The following is a 20,142-nucleotide window of genomic DNA, read 5'->3' on the forward strand; positions in this document are numbered from 1 at the left end:
AAGTTGCGCTGGCAACTGATCAGGAATCCCTTATGCGGCGTTTGACTTATTTTGTTCTGCTTCTTGCCGGTCTTTATAGCGGGTACTGGTTTATCGGACAAAGCGCGGTTGAACGCGGGGTGCGCGATGCGATCACGCAAGCCCGTGCAGACGGTTGGCAGATATCTTACGGTCGCCTTGACACGGTCGGGTTCCCCTCGCGCTTTGATACGACAATTACCGAACCTGTGGTGTCTCCGCCTGATGGCGTCTGGCGTTGGGATGCCCCATTTTTGCAGGTCTTTGCGCTTAGTTACCAGCCGAACCGCATCATTGCTGCATTCCCGAATGAACAGGCACTGCGGCTTGGCGCGCAAACGGTCCAAATTTCAAGCAGTGGGCTTCGGTTAAGCGCGGGTGTCAAAGCTGCCACCGACCTTGCCTTTGATGCCGCCACGGCAGAGGTTGGTGCGTCGATGTTCGCGTCCGATGCAGGATGGGACGCGTCTTTGCAGCGTGCCCTGATCGCCGTTCGTGCGCAAACGCATGTCGATGCTACGTATGACGTCTACCTTGACGCGGATCAGCTGCAATTACCCGACGCTGTCGTTACGCAGATCGACCCGAAAGGACATCTGGGTCAGACCGTGTCGCGGGTTGTCGTTGATAGCGCGGTTACGCTTGATTCCCCATTGGACCGTCACGCCTTTGACGGGACTGGCCCGACGCCACGTGCCACCAAATTTGTGCTGCGAGAGTTGATCCTGGATTGGGGTGATGTCACCGTTCGTGGATCTGGACGGTTCGATATTGATGCTGCTGGCGTTCTGGACGGTCGGATCACGCTTGTATCAGCTGAATGGCGCCAGATGATCGACCTGCTTGTGGCGGCTCAAGTCATTGATGCCGGCGTTGCACCCACCGTGACAAAGCTGGCCGCGGCGATGGCCGCGGCAGACGGCACGCTGGATCTGCCTGTGCTGTTTCGGGATGGCACGATGTTCCTCGGGCCGTTACCGATTGGGCCTGCCCCCCGCTTGAACTAGTCGCGGCCAAATAACCCCGTCAGTGCGCGTCGCACCAAGGCGGTCACCGATGGTCGCTTTGCTGCGTGAAATGCAAGGGGGCGGCAAACCTCGATTGCGGCGACGCCGACCCGCGCGGTTAACGCACCGTTGATCACGCCTTCGCCAAAGCGACGCGAGACTTTGGACAACACGCCACCGCCCGCCACTGATCCGATCAAATCGTCACCAACCGCCACTGCCCCAGTGGCGACGAGATGTGACAGGACCGAGCGCGTTAGCCGCCAGTTGCCAAAGGCTCCTGAGCGCCCACCGTATATTTCGGCAATCCGTCGGATCATCCGCAAATTAGAGGTAAGCGCAGTGAATAAATCTGCCAGCGCGATCGGCACAATGGCCGTGACGGTGGCAACTTGGCGTGCAGCGGCTTCGACCTCGCGCTGGGCGCGGGCGTCCAGTGGCGCCAGCAACGTTGTTTCAGCCAGCCCCAGCAGCCCGTCCGCATCCAACACATCGCTTACACGGGTTTTCATCTCGGCGCGGCCCCATGCGGTGTCGTCGCGTTTGGCATATAGTTTGTCCAACGCCACGGTTACCTGACGCGCGGCTTTCAGATCGCCTGATGCCAGCGCAGCCGCCGCTTGGCGCTGAATACTGTCGAGGCGCTGCAACCTGCCAAACGCGGCCAGTTCCCGAAGTGCGACAAGCGCGAGCACCAGCACCAAAAGTGCGATGAGCGCGGTCGCGATCCCGCCAAGGATGGGCGAACGCGCAAGCAATCCGTTCACATAATCCCACGCGGCAAGTGACACGATAAAGGTGATCAACGACACGGCGAGCGACCAAAACCAACGCGAAATGCGGGATGGTTTACGTGCGGCCAATGCGGCCACGTGTTGCATGGCTGTCTGATCATACGATCCGGCAATATCCGGTACTGGTGGCACTGAATCGGGCTTTGCTGAATCAGAATCGTCAAGGTCGATCAACACAGGGCCAAGGGTCATAGCCGGTCTCCCAACAGAAATTGTGCGGCCTTATCCAGCCGGATATGCGGCGGGCCATCGCCCGGACGTGATGTAAGCGGGGCAGGTGCAAAGCGCATGATGCTGTAATCCGCATTCAGCCATTTTTCGGCGCCAGCCCGTGCAGGCGAAAGCAGATGCGCCGGATCATCGGGTAGCTTTCCAGGATAAAGCGCGGCCTGCTTGCCAGTATCAAGCAACCGACCACGCACCACGTTCAGCGGGTTCCCTGCGTGTTCCACCGTATCTTCAACAGTTGTACGCAAGGCCGCTATCGACATGGCAGCAGTTTGCGCACCTGCGAAATCGGCACGGTCGCGGGCCTCGCGTAGCAAAGCTTCGGTGATGGCCGTCAGTTGTGGGTGTTGTGTATGGTGCAAATGATCGGCCTTGGTCGCGGCAAAAAGGATTTTCTCGACTCGGCGGCCTTGGAAAATACGGGTTAAGAACGCGTTGCGCCCGGGGCGGAACGCCCCAAGAATCCCCGCCATCGCGCCGCGCAAATCGTCTAATGCGGCGGGGCCGGCGTGGATGGCGCCCAAGACATCGACCAATACAATCTGGCGGTCTATTTTCGCAAAATGGTCCTTAAAGAACGGTTTGACGATGTTGCGCTTATAGCTTTCGAACCGGCGCTCAAATTCGCGGCCCAGCGATTTGCGGGCAAAACTGTCGCCGGGCAGCGGCGCAAAGGTCAGCACTGGCGATCCGGCCAACTCTCCGGGCAACAAAAACCGTCCCGGTGTGCAATCGGAATAGCCTGCTGCACGTGCGGCATTCAGGTGTGCGGTGAACCGCTGGGCCAGCGCCTCGGCGACGGGTTCGTCAAGGGTTTGATCGGGGTCTGTGCTGGCGATTTGCGCCAGATAATCATCGCCGCCGGGACGGCCTTTGGCACGGGCCAGCGCGGCCGCCGCCCAATCGGCATAGGTCAGATCAAGCAGCGACAGGTCCAGCAGCCATTCACCCGGATAATCCACGATGTCGATATGCACAGTGCGCGGCCCGGAAAACCCCGATAGGAACCCGCTTGGTTGCACCCGTAGCGACAGACGCAATTCGCTGATGCGGTTGGTGCTTTCGGGCCAGCTTGGGTCGGGGGCCGTCAATTGGCCAAGGTGGGTTTCGTAGGGAAACCGGGGGATCGTGTCATCGGGTTGCGGTTGTAAATACGCAGCGCGGATACTGCCATTGGCAGCAGCAACCAGTTGCGGCATCCGGCCTCTGTCCATCAAATTGGCGACAAGAGACGTGATAAACACAGTCTTGCCGGCGCGTGACAGCCCCGTCACGCCCAACCGTATGACCGGATCGGCGAAAGGCGCGGTCAAGGTGTCGGTCACCCCTGTCACTGTGCGTGCAATCTGATCGGCGAATGTAGCGATGCCCAAGGTCGACCCTTTCCCAGCGTTTGCCACAAGATAGGGTGGCGCGGGGCAGATGTGTAGGGATTGATTTTATAGCTGTCGGTCCGTAATGCGGTGGCATGCCCCGCTATGCCCTTCTTGTTGAATATCACGGCGCGCCCTTTGCCGGGTGGCAACGCCAGAATGACCAGCCTTCTGTGCAGGGCGCGATCGAGGCTGCCTTAGCCAAGCTGGAACCGCGCGCCCACACCATCGCCGCAGCCGGGCGGACTGATGCGGGGGTGCACGCAACCGGGCAGGTTGCCCACTGTGATATGGACCGGGACTGGGACCCGTTCCGGCTGTCCGAGGCCCTTAATTTTCATTTGAAACCGGAACCTGTCGCAATTGTGAGCTGTGCAAAGGTGGCGGACGACTGGCACGCAAGGTTTGACGCGCTGGAGCGGCGTTATCTGTTTCGGCTGATGTCGCGCCGCGCACCGCTGACATCTGAGGCAGGGCAAATGTGGCGGGTGAACCATCCGTTGGACGGGGTGGCCATGCAGGCCGGGGCGGACCGGTTGCTGGGTCAACATGATTTTACGACATTCCGGTCGTCGATTTGTCAGGCAAAAAGCCCCGTCAAGACCCTTGATTCACTGCGGGTCGAGACGATTGAACACGCTGTCGGCACTGAATACCGCTTTCACGTGCGGGCGCGTTCGTTCCTGCACAATCAGGTCCGCAGCTTCGTGGGGACGTTGGAACGTGTCGGGGCGGGGGCGTGGACGCCGGACGATGTTACAGCAGCGTTGAAAGCCAGAAATCGCGCGGCGTGCGGGCCGGTTTGCCCGCCACATGGGCTGTATCTGGCACAGGTCCAGTATCCAGCAGACCCGTTTTCCTGATCGCGCGTTGCGCGGATGTGAATAGCCAATCATCGGAGTGTTCGCTAAGGTTGTGTGGAACCAAAGAGCGGTGAAACCGTTGAGACGCCAAAGGGGTGACAAGTGGCCAATTTGAAATGGTTTTGTGCAGGCTTTGTTTTTGCAGCGAGCATGGCGCAGGGGCAATCCGTGCGTTTGGTAAGCGATGAAGCGCGCGGGGTTCTTGATGCGGCTTCGTTGTTGCGATCTTTGGATGACACCGCCGTCCCCCAAGATTACATCGCCGCTGCACGTGCAGATTATCAACGATTGCTCACGGCGCTGTATTCCAAAGGTTACTATGGTGGCACGATTTCGATTACCATTGATGGGGTCGAGGCCGCGAACATTGCGCCGCTTGCCGCGCCAGCGCGGATTTCAGAGGTTGTCATCAACGTCGATCCGGGTCCGCAGTTTACCTTTGGGAATGTATCGATTGCGCCATTGCCAAGTGGCGCGGAAATCCCCCAGGATTTAGGCCCGCGCCAGCCCGCAGAGGCAGGGCGCATTTCTGCCGCGGTCTCTGACGGGATCCGAAGCTGGCGCGACGTCGGCTATGGCAGGGCGGCTGTTTCAGGACAGCAAATCACCGCGCGCCACCCTGATGCAAAACTGGATGTGAATGTTGCCTTGGCGCCGGGACCACAGCTGCGTTTCGGGGCACTTTCGGTCGAGGGAAACGAAAACGTACGCGAAGGACGCATTCGTCAAATCGCAGGCTTACCCACCGGCGAAGTTTATTCGCCAGCTGAACTGGATGCAGCGGCGCAGCGGTTGCGGCGGACGGGTGCCTTTGACAGCGTTGCTTTTACCGAATCCGACGCGATCGGCCCCGACAATGTGATGGGCATCACGGCGACCGTGGACGAGTCAAAGCCGCGGCGTTTCGGGTTTGGCGTTGAACTCGCGTCGATTGACGGACTGACGGTGTCGTCATTTTGGCTGCACCGCAACCTGTTGGGGGGCGCCGAGAGCCTTCGTTTTGATGGCGAGGTCGCAGGGATCGGCGGTGAAACGGGCGGCACAGACTATCGCTTGGGTGCTAACTTTATCCGGCCCGCCACCTTTGGGCCCAAAACCGAATATTATCTGACGGCGGAAATCTCGCGCGAAAACGAACCCGATTACCTGCTGGATAAGATATCCATTGAAAACGGTGTTGTAAGGCCGTTGACTGACGATTTGATGTTACGGGCGGGTATCGGTCTGCTGACAGCCCATGAAGAGACCGATCTGGGCGCACGCGACTATACACTTTTGACCTTCCCGCTGACGCTCACGCTTGAGCGGCGGGATGTGCCGACAAATGCGAAAAATGGATACTATGCAGACGCTTCGGCAACCCCGTTTGTCAGCCTGATCGGAAATTCGAACGGGGCGCGTTTGTACAGTGATTTGCGTGGTTATCGCACCTTTGGCGAGGCGGAAAAGCTGACTTTTGCGGCGCGCGCACAAGTGGGAAGCCTGCTTGGGGCGACGATCGAGGAAGCACCGGCAGATTACCTGTTCTATTCTGGCGGCGGCGGCACCGTGCGCGGACAAAGTTACAATTCCTTGGGTGTCGAAACCGTGCAGGGTGGGCAAACCGTGACCACAGGCGGCACGTCCTTTGCTGGCGCGCAGATCGAGGCGCGTTTTGCGGTTGGCGAAAAGATTTCGCTGGTCGGTTTCTACGATATCGGACAGGTCGGCGATACGGCGCTGCCTTTTGACGGTGGTGACTGGCATGCAGGGGCGGGGCTTGGGCTGCGCTATGACACAGGAATTGGCCCGATCCGGTTGGATATCGGTACACCGGCCAGCGGCGATGATGCCGGTCAATCCGTGCAAGTTTATATTGGTATTGGACAGGCGTTTTGATGATTTTACGCGCATTCGTGATTGCATTGTTGTTCCCCTGTGCCGCGCTTGCGCAGACGCAGGAGGAAGCAGACAAAAGCTATCTCGCTTCTTTGATAGAAGACAACCTGTCCGGCGCGGGCCGCGAGGTCAGCATCATCGGTTTCCAAGGTGCGCTTAGTTCACAAGCGACGATTGATGTGTTGACGATTGCAGATACCGAAGGCGTCTGGCTCACCATCGAGGATATCGTGCTTGATTGGAACCGCAGCGCCTTGTTGCGTGGCGCCATTGATGTTCAGGAATTGAGCGCGGCGCATGTGGTGCTTTCGCGTCCCCCTGTTGCGGACCCGAATGCCGTCAGTGCAACGCTGGAAGCAAAACCCTTTGCCTTGCCAGAACTTCCGGTCAGCATCGCGCTTGGTAAGCTCAATATCGACCTGATCGAATTGGGTGATGTTTTTTTGGGTGAACCCATTTCGGTCAGCCTGTCCGGCACCGCTGCGCTGGGCGACGGCGAGGGTACCGCGAACATCATTGCCAACCGGATCGACGGCAAGTCAGGGGCGTTTGAAATCAAGGGTAGCTACGCTAACGCCACCCGCCAGTTGGGTCTGCTGCTGCGTCTGGAAGAAGGTGCCGACGGGATTGCTGCGCGTGTTCTCGATTTACCGGGGCGGCCTGCCGTCAAACTGGTCGTTGAAGGCGATGCGCCTGTCGATGATTATGCGGCAACACTTGCCATCGCCACCGATGGGCAGGACAGGTTGAACGGCGACTTCGCATTGGTCAACACTGACGGCCAGCAGCAAATTCGCCTGAACGTTACGGGGGATATATCGCCGCTATTTTTGCCCGAATATCAGGATTTTTTCGGCACCGATGCGCGGCTGACGGCGCGGGCGGTGCGATCGGATACCGGGCGGATCGACGTTCCTGAACTTGAACTGGATGCAGGCCGGGTTGCTTTGACGGGTGCGCTTCAGATTGGCACACAAGGCTGGCCCGAACGGATCGATTTGACGGGTGGCATCACGCCGATGGGTGACAACCCTGTCTTGCTACCCGTGAGCGGCCCGAAGACCTATGTTGATGGGGCCGTTCTTGCGATCACATATGATGCAAAGGTCGCGGACGACTGGCGCGCCGAGATTTCGGTCGATGGGTTCGACCGTCCCGGGCTTGGCATTGAAAGCCTGAGCCTGCGCGGCGGCGGTATTTTGAAGGCAGGCGAAGGTGACGCCATCGGTCAGATCACGGCCAACCTGCGGTATGCGGCAGATGGTGTTCAGTTGGACGATGCCGGGGCGGCACGCGCGTTTGGCGACCGGATCGAAGGCGTATTTTCAGCCGCCCGCACCGAAGGTGCCGCCACACAGATTAGTCAACTGACCCTGTCAGGCGCAGGTATTGACGTCATGGTTCAAGGCACGGTCGACGGCCCAAAGGCCGGATTTGCAACAAACGCGACGGCAAAGATTGACGTTGCTGGGCTAGGGCGGTTTTCGACCCTCGCTGGGCAAGATCTGGGTGGTGCTGCCACATTGGATGTCATAGCGAACATTGGCCCGTTGGACCGGATGTTCCGCGTGATTGTCACAGGTGAGACCGATAATTTATCCGTTGGAATTCCGCAGGCCGACGCAGTTTTGGCAGGCGTCGGAGACATCGCTGCGACGGTGGTGCGCGACACAGAGGGTACCCGGCTCGAGGCACTGCGCCTGCAAACGCCCGAAGCAACGGTGACAGGGACCGCGAATTTGACAAGCGCCGGATCAAAGGCGCAGTTTAACGCCGCGCTGCGCGACGTTGCGGTCGTGCTGCCAGATGTATCCGGGGCGGCCACGGTCGCCGGTCAGGTTACCCGCAGCGCCGAAGGTCAGGTGGCGTTCGCGCTGCAAGGGATCGGGCCCGCTGTCCAGTTTGAAACAACAGGCAGTATGGATCCGGCTGAAACGGGTCAAACCATCAACGCCGACGTCACTGCCGAAGTGACCGATTTGTCGCGCTATGCAGCTCTTGCTGGGCGCCCTCTTGCTGGCGCGGCGTCGTTTGCGGCGAACGGTGTTCTGCTTAGCGATCAGATGCGTTTTGATGTGACAGTTTCCGGCGAGACCCGCGATGTTTCAACCGGAATAGACCGCGTTGACCCGTTGCTGGCGGGCGATGGGCAGTTTTCTGTCGGCTTGTCGCGGCCTAGCGATGATGCGCTGTTGATTTCCGATTTGTCTATTCTGACGCCAGGTTTCATTGCGCGTGGCGATGCAGAACTGCGCGCAGAGGGACCGACGCAGGCTGATATCACTGCGCGCATTGCTGATCTGGGGCTGCTTGATCCCGCGCTCAGTGGACCGCTCGTCATGAGCCTGTCAGCCGAACCCGAGGCAGGCGGTGCAACGGCGACCATGATACGGCTCACGGGACCGGGCAGCTTGGTCGCGATCGACGCAACGGTTGCGGCGCCCGCTGAAGGTTACGCCGTCACGGGCGATGTGACAGCGTCGGTTGCGGACCTTGCGACGTTTGCATCGCTTATCGGTCAGCCGATCGCGGGCAGCATCGATGTGACTGCGTCAGGCACCGTGATGCCCGATTTGACCCGGTTTGATGCCCAAATCAAAGCGACCAGCCAAGATATCCAAATCCGCAACCCGACGATTGATCCGCTGATTGCGGGGAAGGGACGCGTCAATGCGACGATTGCGCTGGCAGACGGTGTTTTGGCGGTGCGCACGCTCGAAGTTTCAACACCACAAGTATCGGTCGTTGGCGCGTTGAACGGGAACACCGGCTATGGCCAAGGGCGCTTTAACGCCAGTTTGCGCGATGTGGGCGTGCTGACTGACCAGATCAGCGGTCCGGTGCGGGCCACCGGCAGCGCATCGTTGGACGAAGATGGGAACTGGGGGATCGACGCGAACGGTACGGGGCCGGGCGGTCTGGTGGCGACGATCCGGGGGCAAGTCAGCCAAAGCGGGCAATTGAACCTTGCGATCAATGGCGGCGCACCCTTGGCGCTGGCCAATGCCGCGCTGGAGCCGCGCCGCCTAAGCGGAACCGCCAATTTCGATATCGGCGTCAACGGCCCGCCGGCGCTGTCATCGCTTAGCGGCAACGTGACCTTTGCGAACGGGCGGCTTACCGCGCCGACCTTGGGGCAGGCACTGACCAATGTCGGCGGACAAATCCGGCTTGGCGGGTCTTCGGCGCAAATCGACCTGCGGGCCGATGTGGCCAGTGGTGGTGGTGTGTCGGTTTCTGGCCCGGTCGCGCTAACCGGGGGCAATCAGGCTGACGTCACCGTGCGGCTTGATAACGTCGTGCTGCAAGATCCCGAACTGTATTCAACAACGGTGAACGGACAGATATCCCTGCGTGGACCAGCCCAAGGGGGCGCGCGGATCGAGGGGCGGCTAAATTTGGGCAAGACCGATATTCAGGTGCCGTCCTCGGGGGTCAGCGCGCTGGGGGATTTGCCTACGGTGATGCATATCGGAGCAGAAAGTGACGTGCGTCGCACTTTGGCGCGGGCGAATGTTGCATTAGGCGGCGGCGCTGCAACAGCCGCGACGTCTGCGCCACGGCGTGCTTACCCGCTCAATATTGTTGTGGATGCACCTTCGCGGATCTTTATCCGGGGCCGGGGGCTGGATGCGGAATTGGGCGGACGGCTTACCATTGGCGGAACGACCGCAAATGTTATCCCGGTCGGGCAATTTTCGCTGGTGCGCGGACGGATCAATATCTTGCAACAGCGGTTCGACCTGACCGAAGGCAGCGCCAGCCTGCAGGGTGATTTCGAACCCTACATCAGACTGGTTGCATCCACACAATCGACGTCAGGCACAACCATCCGGATTATCGTCGAAGGTCCGGCGGCATCGCCAGAGGTCCGGTTTGAATCCGTGCCGGACCTTCCCCAAGACGAAGTCCTATCGCAGCTTATCTTTGGCCGCGATTTGCAAAGCATCAGCCCATTGCAAGCCGTCCAGCTTGCAGCGGCGATCAGCACGCTTGCGGGGAATGGCGGTGGCGCACTGGACCGCTTGCGCGAAAATATCGGTCTGGACGATTTTGACGTAACGACCGACGATGATGGAAATGCGGCCGTACGTGCGGGGAAATACCTGTCAGATAACGTCTATACAGATGTGACCATCACCAGCGAGGGCAACACAGAAATCAACCTTAATCTTGATATCACAAGCGAAATCACCGCAAAAGGCAGCGTCGACCAAGACGGTGAAACCAGCATTGGCGTGTTTTTCGAGCGGGATTATTAAGTCCGATTTTGCCTCTCGTGCTCCATCTGGCGGATATAATCCCGCAGAAGTGTCACGCGGCGCGGGCGAAAGCTGTCTTCGGTCGGTTGGAAATGTATGATCCGAGACAACCTGAACTGCCGAAACTCTGCACGCAGACAACACCATGCAAGCAGCATAATGCCGTGGTCCAGATAAACAATCGCCAGTGGATATACGCGGCGCTCTGTCTTTGCGCCCTTCGCATCGGTATAAATTAAATCGGCGGCGCGTTCGTCCCAGCAGGCGGTGCGCAGGGCCGAGATATCGGGGCCAACTGGCACCTCTGCCCCCATGCGATAGACCAAATGGGTCGCGTGCAGCGCCTGACGTTGCAGCCGCTCTGGTAGCGTGGCGGCAATTTTGGCGAGCGCCGATTCGGCGGCGGCCGTCAACTGCGCGTCACCCAAATGGCGGATATCGCTGAGCCCCATCACCAGCGCCTCGATCTCTATTCTGTCAAAAGTTTGCGGTGGCAGGGCCGGATCTTCGGTCAGGGTATACCCCACCCCTGCGGCACCATCGATCAGCGCACCAGCCGCGCGCAAACTTGCGATATCGCGATAAAGCGTGCGCTCTGACACTTCTGTTTCCTGCGCCAGACGTGCGGCAGTGATGGGCTGTGGCAGGGTGCGCAGCGCGTGCAATAGGCGAAAAAGGCGATCAGAGCGGCTCATATCATCCTGACGGAAACTGACAGTAGGGACGATCTATACCAAAGCCGATAACGCAACAAAACCTCAAGAGGCTTTACCATGCTGACGCTGTATTATTCACCCAACTCGCGCGCGACGCGGATCATCCGACTGATCGAAGAACTGGATATCTGGGACGCAATCGACATCAAAGCGGTGGGGATCCCACGCCAGGACGGAACGGGTGCCGCCGATCCTGCAAACCCGCATCCCGAAGGCAAAGTGCCGCTGCTCGTGCACGACGGGGTCGAGATTTGGGAAAGCAACGCGATCATTCTGTATCTTACGGATATGTTCCCGCAGGCGCAGATGGGGCCAACGGTGGGCGACCCGCTGCGGGGGCGGTACCTAAGCTGGCTTGCGTGGTACGGCAATGTGCTGGAACCCGTCTTTGTGACCAGCGTGGCCCAACTGTCCCACCCAATGTTGACAGCGACCTTTCGCGGCGTGCCGGAAATGACGGCGCGTCTGGTTTCGGCATTGGAACGATCACCCTACCTGCTGGGCGACAGCTTTAGCGCGGCCGACTTGCTGATAGTGTCGCCCTTTACGTGGTTTCCGGGCGGAACACCGGACCACCCCGCCGTTCACGCATGGCTGCAACGCTGCGAGGCCCGCCCATCCGCCGCCAAAGCCGCTGCATTTGACGCTGAACAGCTTGCGCATATGCGGGGGGCGCCAGACAGGGGCTAAGCGCGATGAACCTATTGGTTCACCGCCAAAAGATGTTGAACCTCGTGATAGGGGCAGGCGACATAATGCTGTTCGCCGATGTTCTCCAGTACCGGCTTTGCCTGCGCACATGACGGCTGCACTTTTGGGCATCGGGTGCGGAAAACGCAGCCTGACGGTGGTGACAGGGGTGACGGCAGTTCGCCTTCCAAAATGGGCCGCGGGCGTGCGCGCTCTAACACCGGGTCGGGGATCGGCACCGAGGCGATCAGCGCTTGCGCATAGGGGTGCGCAGGCGCCGTTGACAGGGTGTCGCTGTCAGCAGTTTCCATCACGCGGCCAAGGTACAACACCAACGTGCGGTCACTGATATGGCGGACCACGCTCAGGTCATGTGCGATAAAGATCATCGACAACCCCATTTCGCGTTGCAGTTCCATCAGCAGGTTGATGACCTGCGCTTGCACGGACACATCCAGCGCCGATACGGGTTCGTCACAAATCAGCAGTTTCGGTTTCAGGATCAAAGCCCGGGCAATCCCGATGCGCTGACACTGCCCACCGGAAAATTCATGCGGATAGCGGTTGATCAGGTTTGGTAGCAAACCGACGCGCTCCATCAGTTCGGCGACGCGGGCCTTTACTTCTTTGCGGGGGGTGTTGGGATAGTGCGTGACCAAAGGTTCCGCGATAATATCACCCACTGTCATGCGTGGGTTCAGCGCGGCAAGTGGGTCTTGAAAGATCATCTGCACATCGCGGCGATGGATGCGGCGTTCGGTTGGTTCCATATTGGCCAAATCGGCATCTTCAAAAAAGATGTTGCCGCCCGACGACGGGATCGTGCCGACAATCGCGCGGGCCAGCGTGGATTTTCCAGACCCTGATTCCCCCACAATGCCAAGGCATTCGCCGGGGGCGAGGTCGAAAGACACCTCGGATACGGCATGTAGTTTGCGCGGTGGCGTCCATGGCCATGACCCGGGGCGGCGCACGTCAAATGTAACGGACAGGTTACGAACGGAAAGGATGGGCGACATTACGCGACCTCCTGAATGGGCAGGTGACAGGCACGGCGACGGTCGCCAAGGGTTTCCAGTATCGGGCGATCAGCCCGGCAGTTTTCAAGAACCTGCGCGCACCGCGGAGAGAACGGACAACCCGCTGGCAGACGCGACATATCCGGCGGTTCGCCTGCAATGGTCGCCAGCGTGGCATCAGCGCGATCAAGCCTCGGCACAGCCTTTAGCAATCCTGATGTGTATGGGTGCTGGGGTTTGGCGAAAATGTCGTCGGTTGGGCCTTCTTCCATGATTTGCCCGCCGTACATCACCAGCGTCCTGTCGCAGAACCCTGCAACCACGCCCAGATCATGGGTGATCAAGATCACAGCCGTGCCAAAGTCGCGACGAATGTCGCCCAGCAGCTGCATGATCTGCGCCTGAACGGTCACATCCAGTGCGGTGGTTGGTTCATCCGCGATTAACAGACGTGGTTGGCACAGCAGCGACATCGCGATCATAATCCGCTGGCGCATGCCGCCGGAAAATTCATGCGGGTACATGGTGATCCGCGCCCGGGCGTCGGGGATGCGAACGGCATCCAGCATTTTCGCCGCCTCATTGACCGCGTCGCGTTTGGACATGCCTTTGTGCAGCATCAACACTTCGGCCATTTGGTCGCTGATCCGCATATAGGGGTTCAGCGACGTCATGGGATCTTGAAAGATCATGGCGATTTCTTGGCTGCGGACCTTGTTCAGGGCGCGTTGGTTCATCGTGAGCAGGTTGTGCCCGTCAAACCGCGCCTCGCCACTGGCGCTTCCGTTTTTGGCAAGCAGGCCCATCGCGGCAAACGCTGTCTGGCTTTTGCCGGACCCGGATTCGCCGACGATCGCCAGCGTTTCGCCCTTGTCGATTCCGAAGCTGACGCCGTTCACGGCATTGACGTCGCCATCGGCGGTTTTAAACGTGACCCGCAGGTCTTGGACTTCCAATAAGCGCATGATCAGCGGTCCTTCGGATCAAGTGCGTCACGCAGGCCATCGCCCACAAAGAAGAAGGCAAAGATGGTGGCGACAAAAAAGAAAATCGGAAAGCCGATCTGCCAATAATACCCATACTGCATGGTGCTTGAGCCTTCGTCGATCAATGCGCCCAGCGACGTTGACGGTTCTTGCACTCCCAACCCGAGAAAGCTGATGAAGCTTTCAAAGATGATCATGTTCGGCACCAAGAGGGTCGCGTAGACAACGACGATTCCCAGCAGATTTGGCACAATGTGCCGCAAGATGATCTTGGCGGGGTGTACACCCGTGGCATGGGCGACTTCGACAAATTCCTTGTTCTTGATGGTCAGCGTCTGCCCGCGCGCGATCCGTGCCATATCCAGCCATGAAATCAGCCCGATGCCCAGAAACAGCATAAAAATCGACCGACCAAAGATGACCAGCATCAAGATAAGGACGAACATGAACGGGATCGACATCAACACATCGACGATGCGCATCATGATCCCGTCAATACGGCCGCCAAAGTAGCCCGCCGTTGCCCCGTAAATGGTGCCGACGACCACCGCGACAAGGGCGCCCACGACCCCAACCATCAACGAAATCCGTGTCCCTTGCACAACACGTGCATAAAGGTCGCGGCCGTTGCTATCGGTGCCGAAATAATGCCCGGTTTCGATCCCCGGCACACCTTTGTAAGCATTGCTGCCGATCAGGCTAAAGTCGACATAGTCCGCTTTGTATTGGGCAATCACACCACCAAACATCGCGAACAGACCGATCAAGATCAGAATGATCAAGGATACCACCGCAGCTTTGTTGCGGAAAAAACGGATACGGGCGTCCGCCCAAAGCGACCGGCCTTGCACCTCGGCAAGGTTCATCGCCTCTGCGACGGATTCAACGGAAGCAGTATTAGGTAACATCGATGCCCCCTTTAATAGCGGATCTTGGGGTCGATCCATGCGTACAGGATATCGACAACAAGGTTGAACAAGATGGTCAGGGCGCCCACCAGAATGGTGATCCCCATGATGACCGAATAGTCGCGGTTAAAGGCCGAGTTCACAAAGAACTGTCCGATACCGCCGGTCGAAAAATAGACGTCGATGACAACGGATCCGGTGATCATCCCCACGAACGCAGGCCCCAGATAGGACAACACCGGCAAAAACGTCGGCTTCATCGCGTGTTTCCAGATCACGCGGCGCATCGGTAGGCCCTTGGCCTTGGCGGTGCGGATGAAGTTGGTGTTTAACACCTCAAGCATAGACGAGCGCGTGATCCGCGCAACAGATGCCATGTAAGACGTCGACAGCGCGATAACCGGCATGACCAGATACTGCCATTGGCCACCTTCCCAGCCACCGCCCGGCAACCACCCCAGCCAGAGCGTAAATGTCAGAACCAGCAACGGCGCCATGACAAAGTTGGGCAAAACCTGCGCGCCGATGGATATGCCAACCGCCGCATAATCGATCCAGCTGTTTTGCTTGATCGCGGCAGCAACGCCAAGGCTCATGCCAAAGACGACGGCGACAAGGAACGACCAGAACCCGTAGGTAAGCGTCACCGGGAAACCCTGGGCGATCACATCGTTGACGGTGCGGTCTTTGTATTGAAACGATGGCCCGAAATCGAAATGGACGACAACACCCCAGATATAATTGACGATCTGTTTCCAGAACGGTTGGTCCAACCCGTATTTGGCTTCGATATTGGCCAGCACTTCGGGGGGCAGGGGGCGTTCACCACCGAACGGACCACCGGGCGCCGCGTACATCAGGATGAACGACAAAACGACCAGTATCAAAAGGGTCGGGATAGCCACCGCAAGGCGGCGGATGACAAAGCTGAACATGTGTCTGGGGTCCACAAATTTTGGATTGTGAAAAGCTAAACCGCGCCCCTTGGGTTTCAAGGGGCGCGGCGGATCAATCGCGAGCGTTACTCAGCGATTTTGTACAGATCGCGCGAATACCAGTTCTGCTGGAAGTTTTCGAGAGGCCAGCCTTCGAGGTTTTCAGTGAACATCTTAACCGATGCATAGTGGTAGATCGGGATGATAGGTGTGTCTTGCGCGATGAACTCTTCAACGGCGGTATAATCTGCCTGTGGGTTCTCGGCGGTTTTGGCGTCTGCCAGCAGCGCGTCAACTTCTGGGTTGTTGTACTTGCTGTCGTTATAGCCGGACTCGGACTGCATCAGATCAAGGAAGGTCGATGCTTCGTTATAGTCCGCACACCAGCCGCCACGGGCAACGTCAAAGTCACCGTTGGCACGGGCTTCTAGGAAGGTTTGCCATTCTTGGTTCGACAGTGTGGTGTCGACACCCAATGTCTGCTTCCACATCTGGCTGATCGCAACAGCGACGGTTTTGTGCGAATCGTTGGTGTTGTAAACCAGATTGACTGTCAGCGGATTGTCTTCGCCATAGCCCGCATCGGTCAGCAATTGCTGCGCCATCTCGTTGCGTTCGGTCTGTGTCATTGACGCCATTGCAATCTCGGGTGTTTCAAACCCGGCAGTCGCCCAGTGCGTAAATGTATAGGCAGGGGCCTGACCACCAGCCAGAACGTTGTCCACAATGATATCGCGATCAATCGCGAGGCTCAGGGCCTTGCGGACGTTCGGGTCTTGCATTTCCGCAGGGCCGTTTTCACGCAGGTTGAACATGTAATAGTAGGAACACGCATAGGGGACAGACACAGCCTGATCTGGGTATTCTTCTTGCAGGCGCGGGAATTGACCTGCAGGCACATCGGTGCGGTCCAATTCGCCAGCCAGATAGCGGGTCAGTGCAACGTTTTCATCGCCGATCACAAGCGCGGTGACTTTTTCGATGATCGTGTTGTCGTTGTCCCAATACATCGGGTTGCGTTCGCGGACGAGTTTTTCCTGCGGGACGTGTTCTGTCAGGATATAGGCACCGTTTGATACCATATTGCCGGGCTTGGTCCAGTCGGCGCCGAACTCTTCGACAGTCGCCTGATGCACAGGGAAGGTGGTGTAGTGTGTCAACATCTGCGGAAAGTATGGCAGCGGTTGGGTCAGCGTTACGACCAGCGTTGTGTCGTCGACCGCTTTGATACCCAGTTCTGATGGATCCATATCGCCGGCGATGACTTGCGACGCGTTTGCGACCGACATCAGTTCAATGAACCAAGCGTAAGGGGACGCCAGTTCAGGGGATGCAGCACGTTTCCAAGCATATTCAAAATCGCCAGCAACAACGGGGTCGCCGTTCGACCACTTTGCGTTGTCGCGCAATGTAAACGTGTAAACAAGGTTGTCATCACTGACTTCGTAACCCGTCGCAACGCCGGGCTCTAGGTTGCCGGCAGCGTCTTGGTTGAACAGACCTTCGAACAAGTCGCGTACGGCGTCACCACCGTCGGAATCTTCGGTCATGCCTGGATCAATGGATGGGCTTTCGTCACCCACGCGGTAGGTGAATGTTTGTTCAGAGGCAAGAGGTTCGCCTGTGACGGGATGTGTGGCGTGGCTTTCCGCGAAAGCGGTGCCAGATGCGGCGATTAAAATCGCAGAGGTCGTTGCGAGCAGTGTTGATTTCATTGTCATGAAAAACTCCCTGTTTCTGCATCGTTGGCCGATGCAATTGTCGGATATGTCACGCGCGTTTTCGCGCAGATAGCGCGCATATTTTGACCAATCGGTGGAAATGGCAAGGAACTTTGCAAGCTGACGCCACGGCACAAGAAATCTGCCGGGGGTAAAAGAGGAACAGATCCGCTGTTCAGATTTTTATTGCGGCGTGTTCCATCGTTGACGCAACAAACGAACAGGGTTTTTTTAAATTTTCCGCTGATGATTTGATCTTTGGGATGATTTTCTGTGCGAACGATGCGGGTTTAGTCGCTATTTTCGATCCGAAACACGGCTGAATCGCCTGTACCATAGTCGACTGTGAATCGGATCTGCGCACGCGCGTTGGTTTCGACCAGTTGACAGTTTGCTGGAATTTCACGGGTTCCCCAGCGCATCGCGCGGCAAAAATATCCGTCCTGCCAGTCCCACGATCCTGTGATCTGCCGACCAACGGCTGACCCGGTGATTGTACCGTCGGGGTTGACCATGAGCCGCACACCGTAAAGCCGGTTGCGCAAATGCTTGTCCGCGACCGTTGCTAAAAACGCCGACCGGTCCCGCAAGGGTTCAAACCCTTCTGCATAAGCAGCATTCGCGCATAGGGTGAGAGCAATAAGAACATATTTCATGGGCCACCTGTTTTTCATCAAGTGTCCCAATTACGCGCAACGCAGCGGTTTGGATGACTTTAAAGCCCCAGCACGTCCACCATATCATATTCGCCGGGGGTTTTGTCCTGCCCCCAAAGCGCAGCCTTAAGCGCGCCGCGGGCGAAAATCGCGCGGTCAGTTGCCATATGCCGCAGCACGATCCGTTCTCCTGCCGCCGCGAACAAAACATCATGTTCACCCACGATGTCACCGGCACGAATGGCGCTGAACCCGATGTCACCACGTTTACGGGCACCCGTAATCCCATCGCGGCCGCTATCGCTGACATCTTTCAGATTGACACCGCGCCCTTCGGCGGCGGCTTCACCCAACATCAGCGCTGTGCCAGATGGCGCATCAACTTTGTGGTGGTGGTGGGCCTCGATGATCTCGATGTCGAAATCTTCATCAAGGGCGGCGGCCACCTTTTTGGTTAGTTGCACCAACAGATTAACCCCCAGCGACATATTGCCAGCACGCACGATCACGGCATGACGCGCGGCTGCTTTTATTGCCGCAAGGTCATCATCTGACAGACCTGTCGTGCCGATCACATGCACGGCGCGCGCCTGTGCTGCCAGTTCCGCAAATCCGACCGTCGCCGCCGGCGAGGTGAAATCAATCACCGCCTGTGCTTTTGCAAACGCCTCAAGCGCATCGTCGGTGACAACAACGCCGACAGGTTGCCCGCCCATTACCGTGCCAATGTCCTGCCCGATCCAATCGTGACCGGGCCGATCGACCACGCCGACAAGGCGGCATTTATCAGACGCAAGCACGGATTTGATCAACATTTGGCCCATTCTGCCTGAGCCGCCGGTGATAACGATGCCTGGAGTGTCTGTCATGGGTCTGTTCCTTCGTGTTTGCACCCTATTAGCGATTGATTGCAGATGACGCAAAGCCCTCCTTGGCTTTGTCGCAAACTCGGCCTACATCTAGCGCATGGCTAAGAACACAAAAACACGCGACGGCAAGGCACCCACACAACGTATGTTGCGCGTGGGCGAACAGTTTCGTCGCATCCTGTCCGAGGTTTTGCAGCGCGGTGACGTGCATGACCCGGAGCTGAACCGGATGTCAATTACTGTCGGCGAGGTCCGGATGTCCCCAGACCTAAGCATTGCGACAGCATTCATTCTGCCGCTTGGCGGTGATGGCAAACAAGAGGCTCTCGCGGCGATGCGCCGGAACCGTTACGAAATCCGTCATCTGGTGGTCAAGGGCGGGACAATGAAATTTGCCCCCGAGCTGCGGTTTGAAATTGATGGCACCTTTGATCAAATGGACGCAACGCGCGCCCTTTTGGCGGAAAGCCACGTGCGTCAGGACCTTGACGACTGATGCGACTGTTTGCGTTTGTGCTGATCTGGATGGCAGCCCCTGCGGCGGCTGTGACCTGCGCGAACGTCGACTACGATGGCAACAGCTATACCACATGCAGCGTTGATGCGCGGACAGAAGACTTGCGGCTGTTTCTGCGCGACGAAGATGGCGCGGTGTTGGGCAGTTTTTCGGGTATCGAGGCCAACTTGGATGAGCAGGTTTTGGCATTCGGGATGAATGCCGGCATGTACCATGCGGACCGTGCGCCAGTCGGTCACTACGTCGAGGATGGCGTAGAAGAGATGCGCGTGATTCCAAACGCAGGCCCCGGCAATTTTGGCCTGCTGCCCAACGGCGTATTCTGTATCAATGACCAAAGCGCACAGGTGATTGAAACATTGCGGTTTCTGGACGAGAAACCCCAATGTCGGGATGCAACGCAATCAGGCCCGATGCTGGTGATCGACGGGGCGTTGCACCCGCGATTTTTAGCAAACAGTACTTCGCGATTCCTGCGCAACGGCGTCGGTGCGACAGCCAATGGCGCGCGCGCCGTCTTTGTGATCTCGAACAATGCAGTCAGTTTTTACGATTTCGGGCGGTTTTTTCGTGACTACCTGAAATTGCCAAATGCGCTCTATTTTGATGGCAAGGTGTCCCGGCTTTATGCCCGCGATATGGGCCGGTCCGATTTCGGGTTCCAGTTAGGACCAATGGTCGGAGTGGTAGAATAGGGTCAGC

General features: G+C 58.2%; 17 protein-coding genes. 7 read left to right on the forward strand and 10 right to left on the reverse strand.

Annotation, left to right across the window (positions count from 1 at the left end; genetic code table 11):
- The first annotated feature begins 32 nt into the window (after positions 1-32).
- Positions 33-1,025, forward strand: coding sequence for a DUF2125 domain-containing protein (locus ACXJGX_RS08650; protein ID WP_474780597.1), 993 nt, complete (start codon positions 33-35; stop codon positions 1,023-1,025).
- Here the strand turns inward: ACXJGX_RS08650 and ACXJGX_RS08655 are convergent.
- Complete coding sequence (locus tag ACXJGX_RS08655; protein ID WP_474780599.1) at positions 1,022-2,011, reverse strand: YcjF family protein; 990 nt, start codon at positions 2,009-2,011, stop codon at positions 1,022-1,024. The two genes, ACXJGX_RS08650 and ACXJGX_RS08655, sit on opposite strands and share 4 nt — an antisense overlap.
- Positions 2,008-3,420 carry a YcjX family GTP-binding protein gene (locus tag ACXJGX_RS08660; protein WP_474780601.1) on the reverse strand — a complete coding sequence of 471 codons (1,413 nt, stop codon included), beginning with the start codon at positions 3,418-3,420 and terminating at the stop codon, positions 2,008-2,010. The genes ACXJGX_RS08655 and ACXJGX_RS08660 overlap by 4 nt, the downstream gene beginning before the upstream one ends.
- 95 nt (positions 3,421-3,515) lie before the next feature.
- Between ACXJGX_RS08660 and truA the strand changes: the two genes are divergently transcribed.
- The 3 genes from truA (at position 3,516) to ACXJGX_RS08675 (ending at position 10,423) form a co-directional block, all read left to right on the forward strand.
- Entirely contained in the window at positions 3,516-4,283 is a 768-nt protein-coding gene (gene truA / locus ACXJGX_RS08665; RefSeq protein ID WP_474780603.1) for a tRNA pseudouridine(38-40) synthase TruA, read from the forward strand.
- A 102-nt stretch (positions 4,284-4,385) separates the two neighbouring features.
- Complete coding sequence (locus ACXJGX_RS08670; protein WP_474780605.1) at positions 4,386-6,161, forward strand: autotransporter assembly complex protein TamA; 1,776 nt, start codon at positions 4,386-4,388, stop codon at positions 6,159-6,161.
- Entirely contained in the window at positions 6,161-10,423 is a 4,263-nt protein-coding gene (locus ACXJGX_RS08675) for a translocation/assembly module TamB domain-containing protein (protein ID WP_474780607.1), read from the forward strand. The genes ACXJGX_RS08670 and ACXJGX_RS08675 overlap by 1 nt, the downstream gene beginning before the upstream one ends.
- Here ACXJGX_RS08675 and ACXJGX_RS08680 read toward each other — a convergent pair.
- Positions 10,420-11,118 (reverse strand): helix-turn-helix transcriptional regulator, encoded by a 699-nt coding sequence (locus tag ACXJGX_RS08680; protein ID WP_474780609.1) that lies wholly within the window; start codon positions 11,116-11,118, stop codon positions 10,420-10,422. The two genes, ACXJGX_RS08675 and ACXJGX_RS08680, sit on opposite strands and share 4 nt — an antisense overlap.
- 78 nt (positions 11,119-11,196) lie before the next feature.
- Here ACXJGX_RS08680 and ACXJGX_RS08685 point away from each other — a divergent pair, with 78 nt between their 5' ends.
- Positions 11,197-11,829, forward strand: a complete 633-nt coding sequence (locus tag ACXJGX_RS08685) for a glutathione S-transferase family protein (protein WP_474780611.1) — start codon at positions 11,197-11,199, stop codon at positions 11,827-11,829.
- A gap of 11 nt (positions 11,830-11,840) precedes the next feature.
- Here ACXJGX_RS08685 and ACXJGX_RS08690 read toward each other — a convergent pair whose 3' ends face one another.
- The 7 genes from ACXJGX_RS08690 to dapB all read right to left on the reverse strand — a co-directional run bounded on the left by ACXJGX_RS08690 (position 11,841) and on the right by dapB (position 18,923).
- The gene (locus ACXJGX_RS08690) at positions 11,841-12,848 is read right to left on the reverse strand and encodes an oligopeptide/dipeptide ABC transporter ATP-binding protein (protein WP_474780613.1); all 1,008 of its coding nucleotides are present in this window, start codon (positions 12,846-12,848) and stop codon (positions 11,841-11,843) included.
- Complete coding sequence (locus ACXJGX_RS08695; protein ID WP_474780615.1) at positions 12,848-13,813, reverse strand: oligopeptide/dipeptide ABC transporter ATP-binding protein; 966 nt, start codon at positions 13,811-13,813, stop codon at positions 12,848-12,850. The genes ACXJGX_RS08690 and ACXJGX_RS08695 overlap by 1 nt, the downstream gene beginning before the upstream one ends.
- Before the next feature lie 2 nt (positions 13,814-13,815).
- Entirely contained in the window at positions 13,816-14,742 is a 927-nt protein-coding gene (locus tag ACXJGX_RS08700; RefSeq protein WP_474780616.1) for an ABC transporter permease subunit, read from the reverse strand.
- A gap of 11 nt (positions 14,743-14,753) precedes the next feature.
- Complete coding sequence (gene oppB, locus ACXJGX_RS08705; RefSeq protein WP_474780618.1) at positions 14,754-15,677, reverse strand: oligopeptide ABC transporter permease OppB; 924 nt, start codon at positions 15,675-15,677, stop codon at positions 14,754-14,756.
- Positions 15,678-15,763: 86 nt separating this feature from the next.
- Positions 15,764-17,398 carry a peptide ABC transporter substrate-binding protein gene (locus ACXJGX_RS08710; RefSeq protein WP_474780620.1) on the reverse strand — a complete coding sequence of 545 codons (1,635 nt, stop codon included), beginning with the start codon at positions 17,396-17,398 and terminating at the stop codon, positions 15,764-15,766.
- A 290-nt stretch (positions 17,399-17,688) separates the two neighbouring features.
- On the reverse strand, positions 17,689-18,054 hold the full coding sequence (locus tag ACXJGX_RS08715) for a dihydrodipicolinate reductase (RefSeq protein ID WP_474780622.1): 366 nt from the start codon (positions 18,052-18,054) through the stop codon (positions 17,689-17,691).
- 59 nt (positions 18,055-18,113) lie between these two features.
- Entirely contained in the window at positions 18,114-18,923 is an 810-nt protein-coding gene (dapB, locus tag ACXJGX_RS08720; protein WP_474780624.1) for a 4-hydroxy-tetrahydrodipicolinate reductase, read from the reverse strand.
- A 97-nt stretch (positions 18,924-19,020) separates the two neighbouring features.
- On the opposite strand from dapB, the gene rbfA reads away from it, so the two are divergent.
- Positions 19,021-19,419: a 30S ribosome-binding factor RbfA gene (rbfA, locus tag ACXJGX_RS08725; RefSeq protein WP_474780626.1), complete on the forward strand. Its 399-nt coding sequence runs from the start codon at positions 19,021-19,023 to the stop codon at positions 19,417-19,419.
- Complete coding sequence (locus tag ACXJGX_RS08730) at positions 19,419-20,135, forward strand: phosphodiester glycosidase family protein (RefSeq protein ID WP_474780628.1); 717 nt, start codon at positions 19,419-19,421, stop codon at positions 20,133-20,135. The genes rbfA and ACXJGX_RS08730 overlap by 1 nt, the downstream gene beginning before the upstream one ends.
- Positions 20,136-20,142 lie beyond the last annotated feature (7 nt).

Source organism: Yoonia sp. SWMV100, assembly GCF_056108365.1.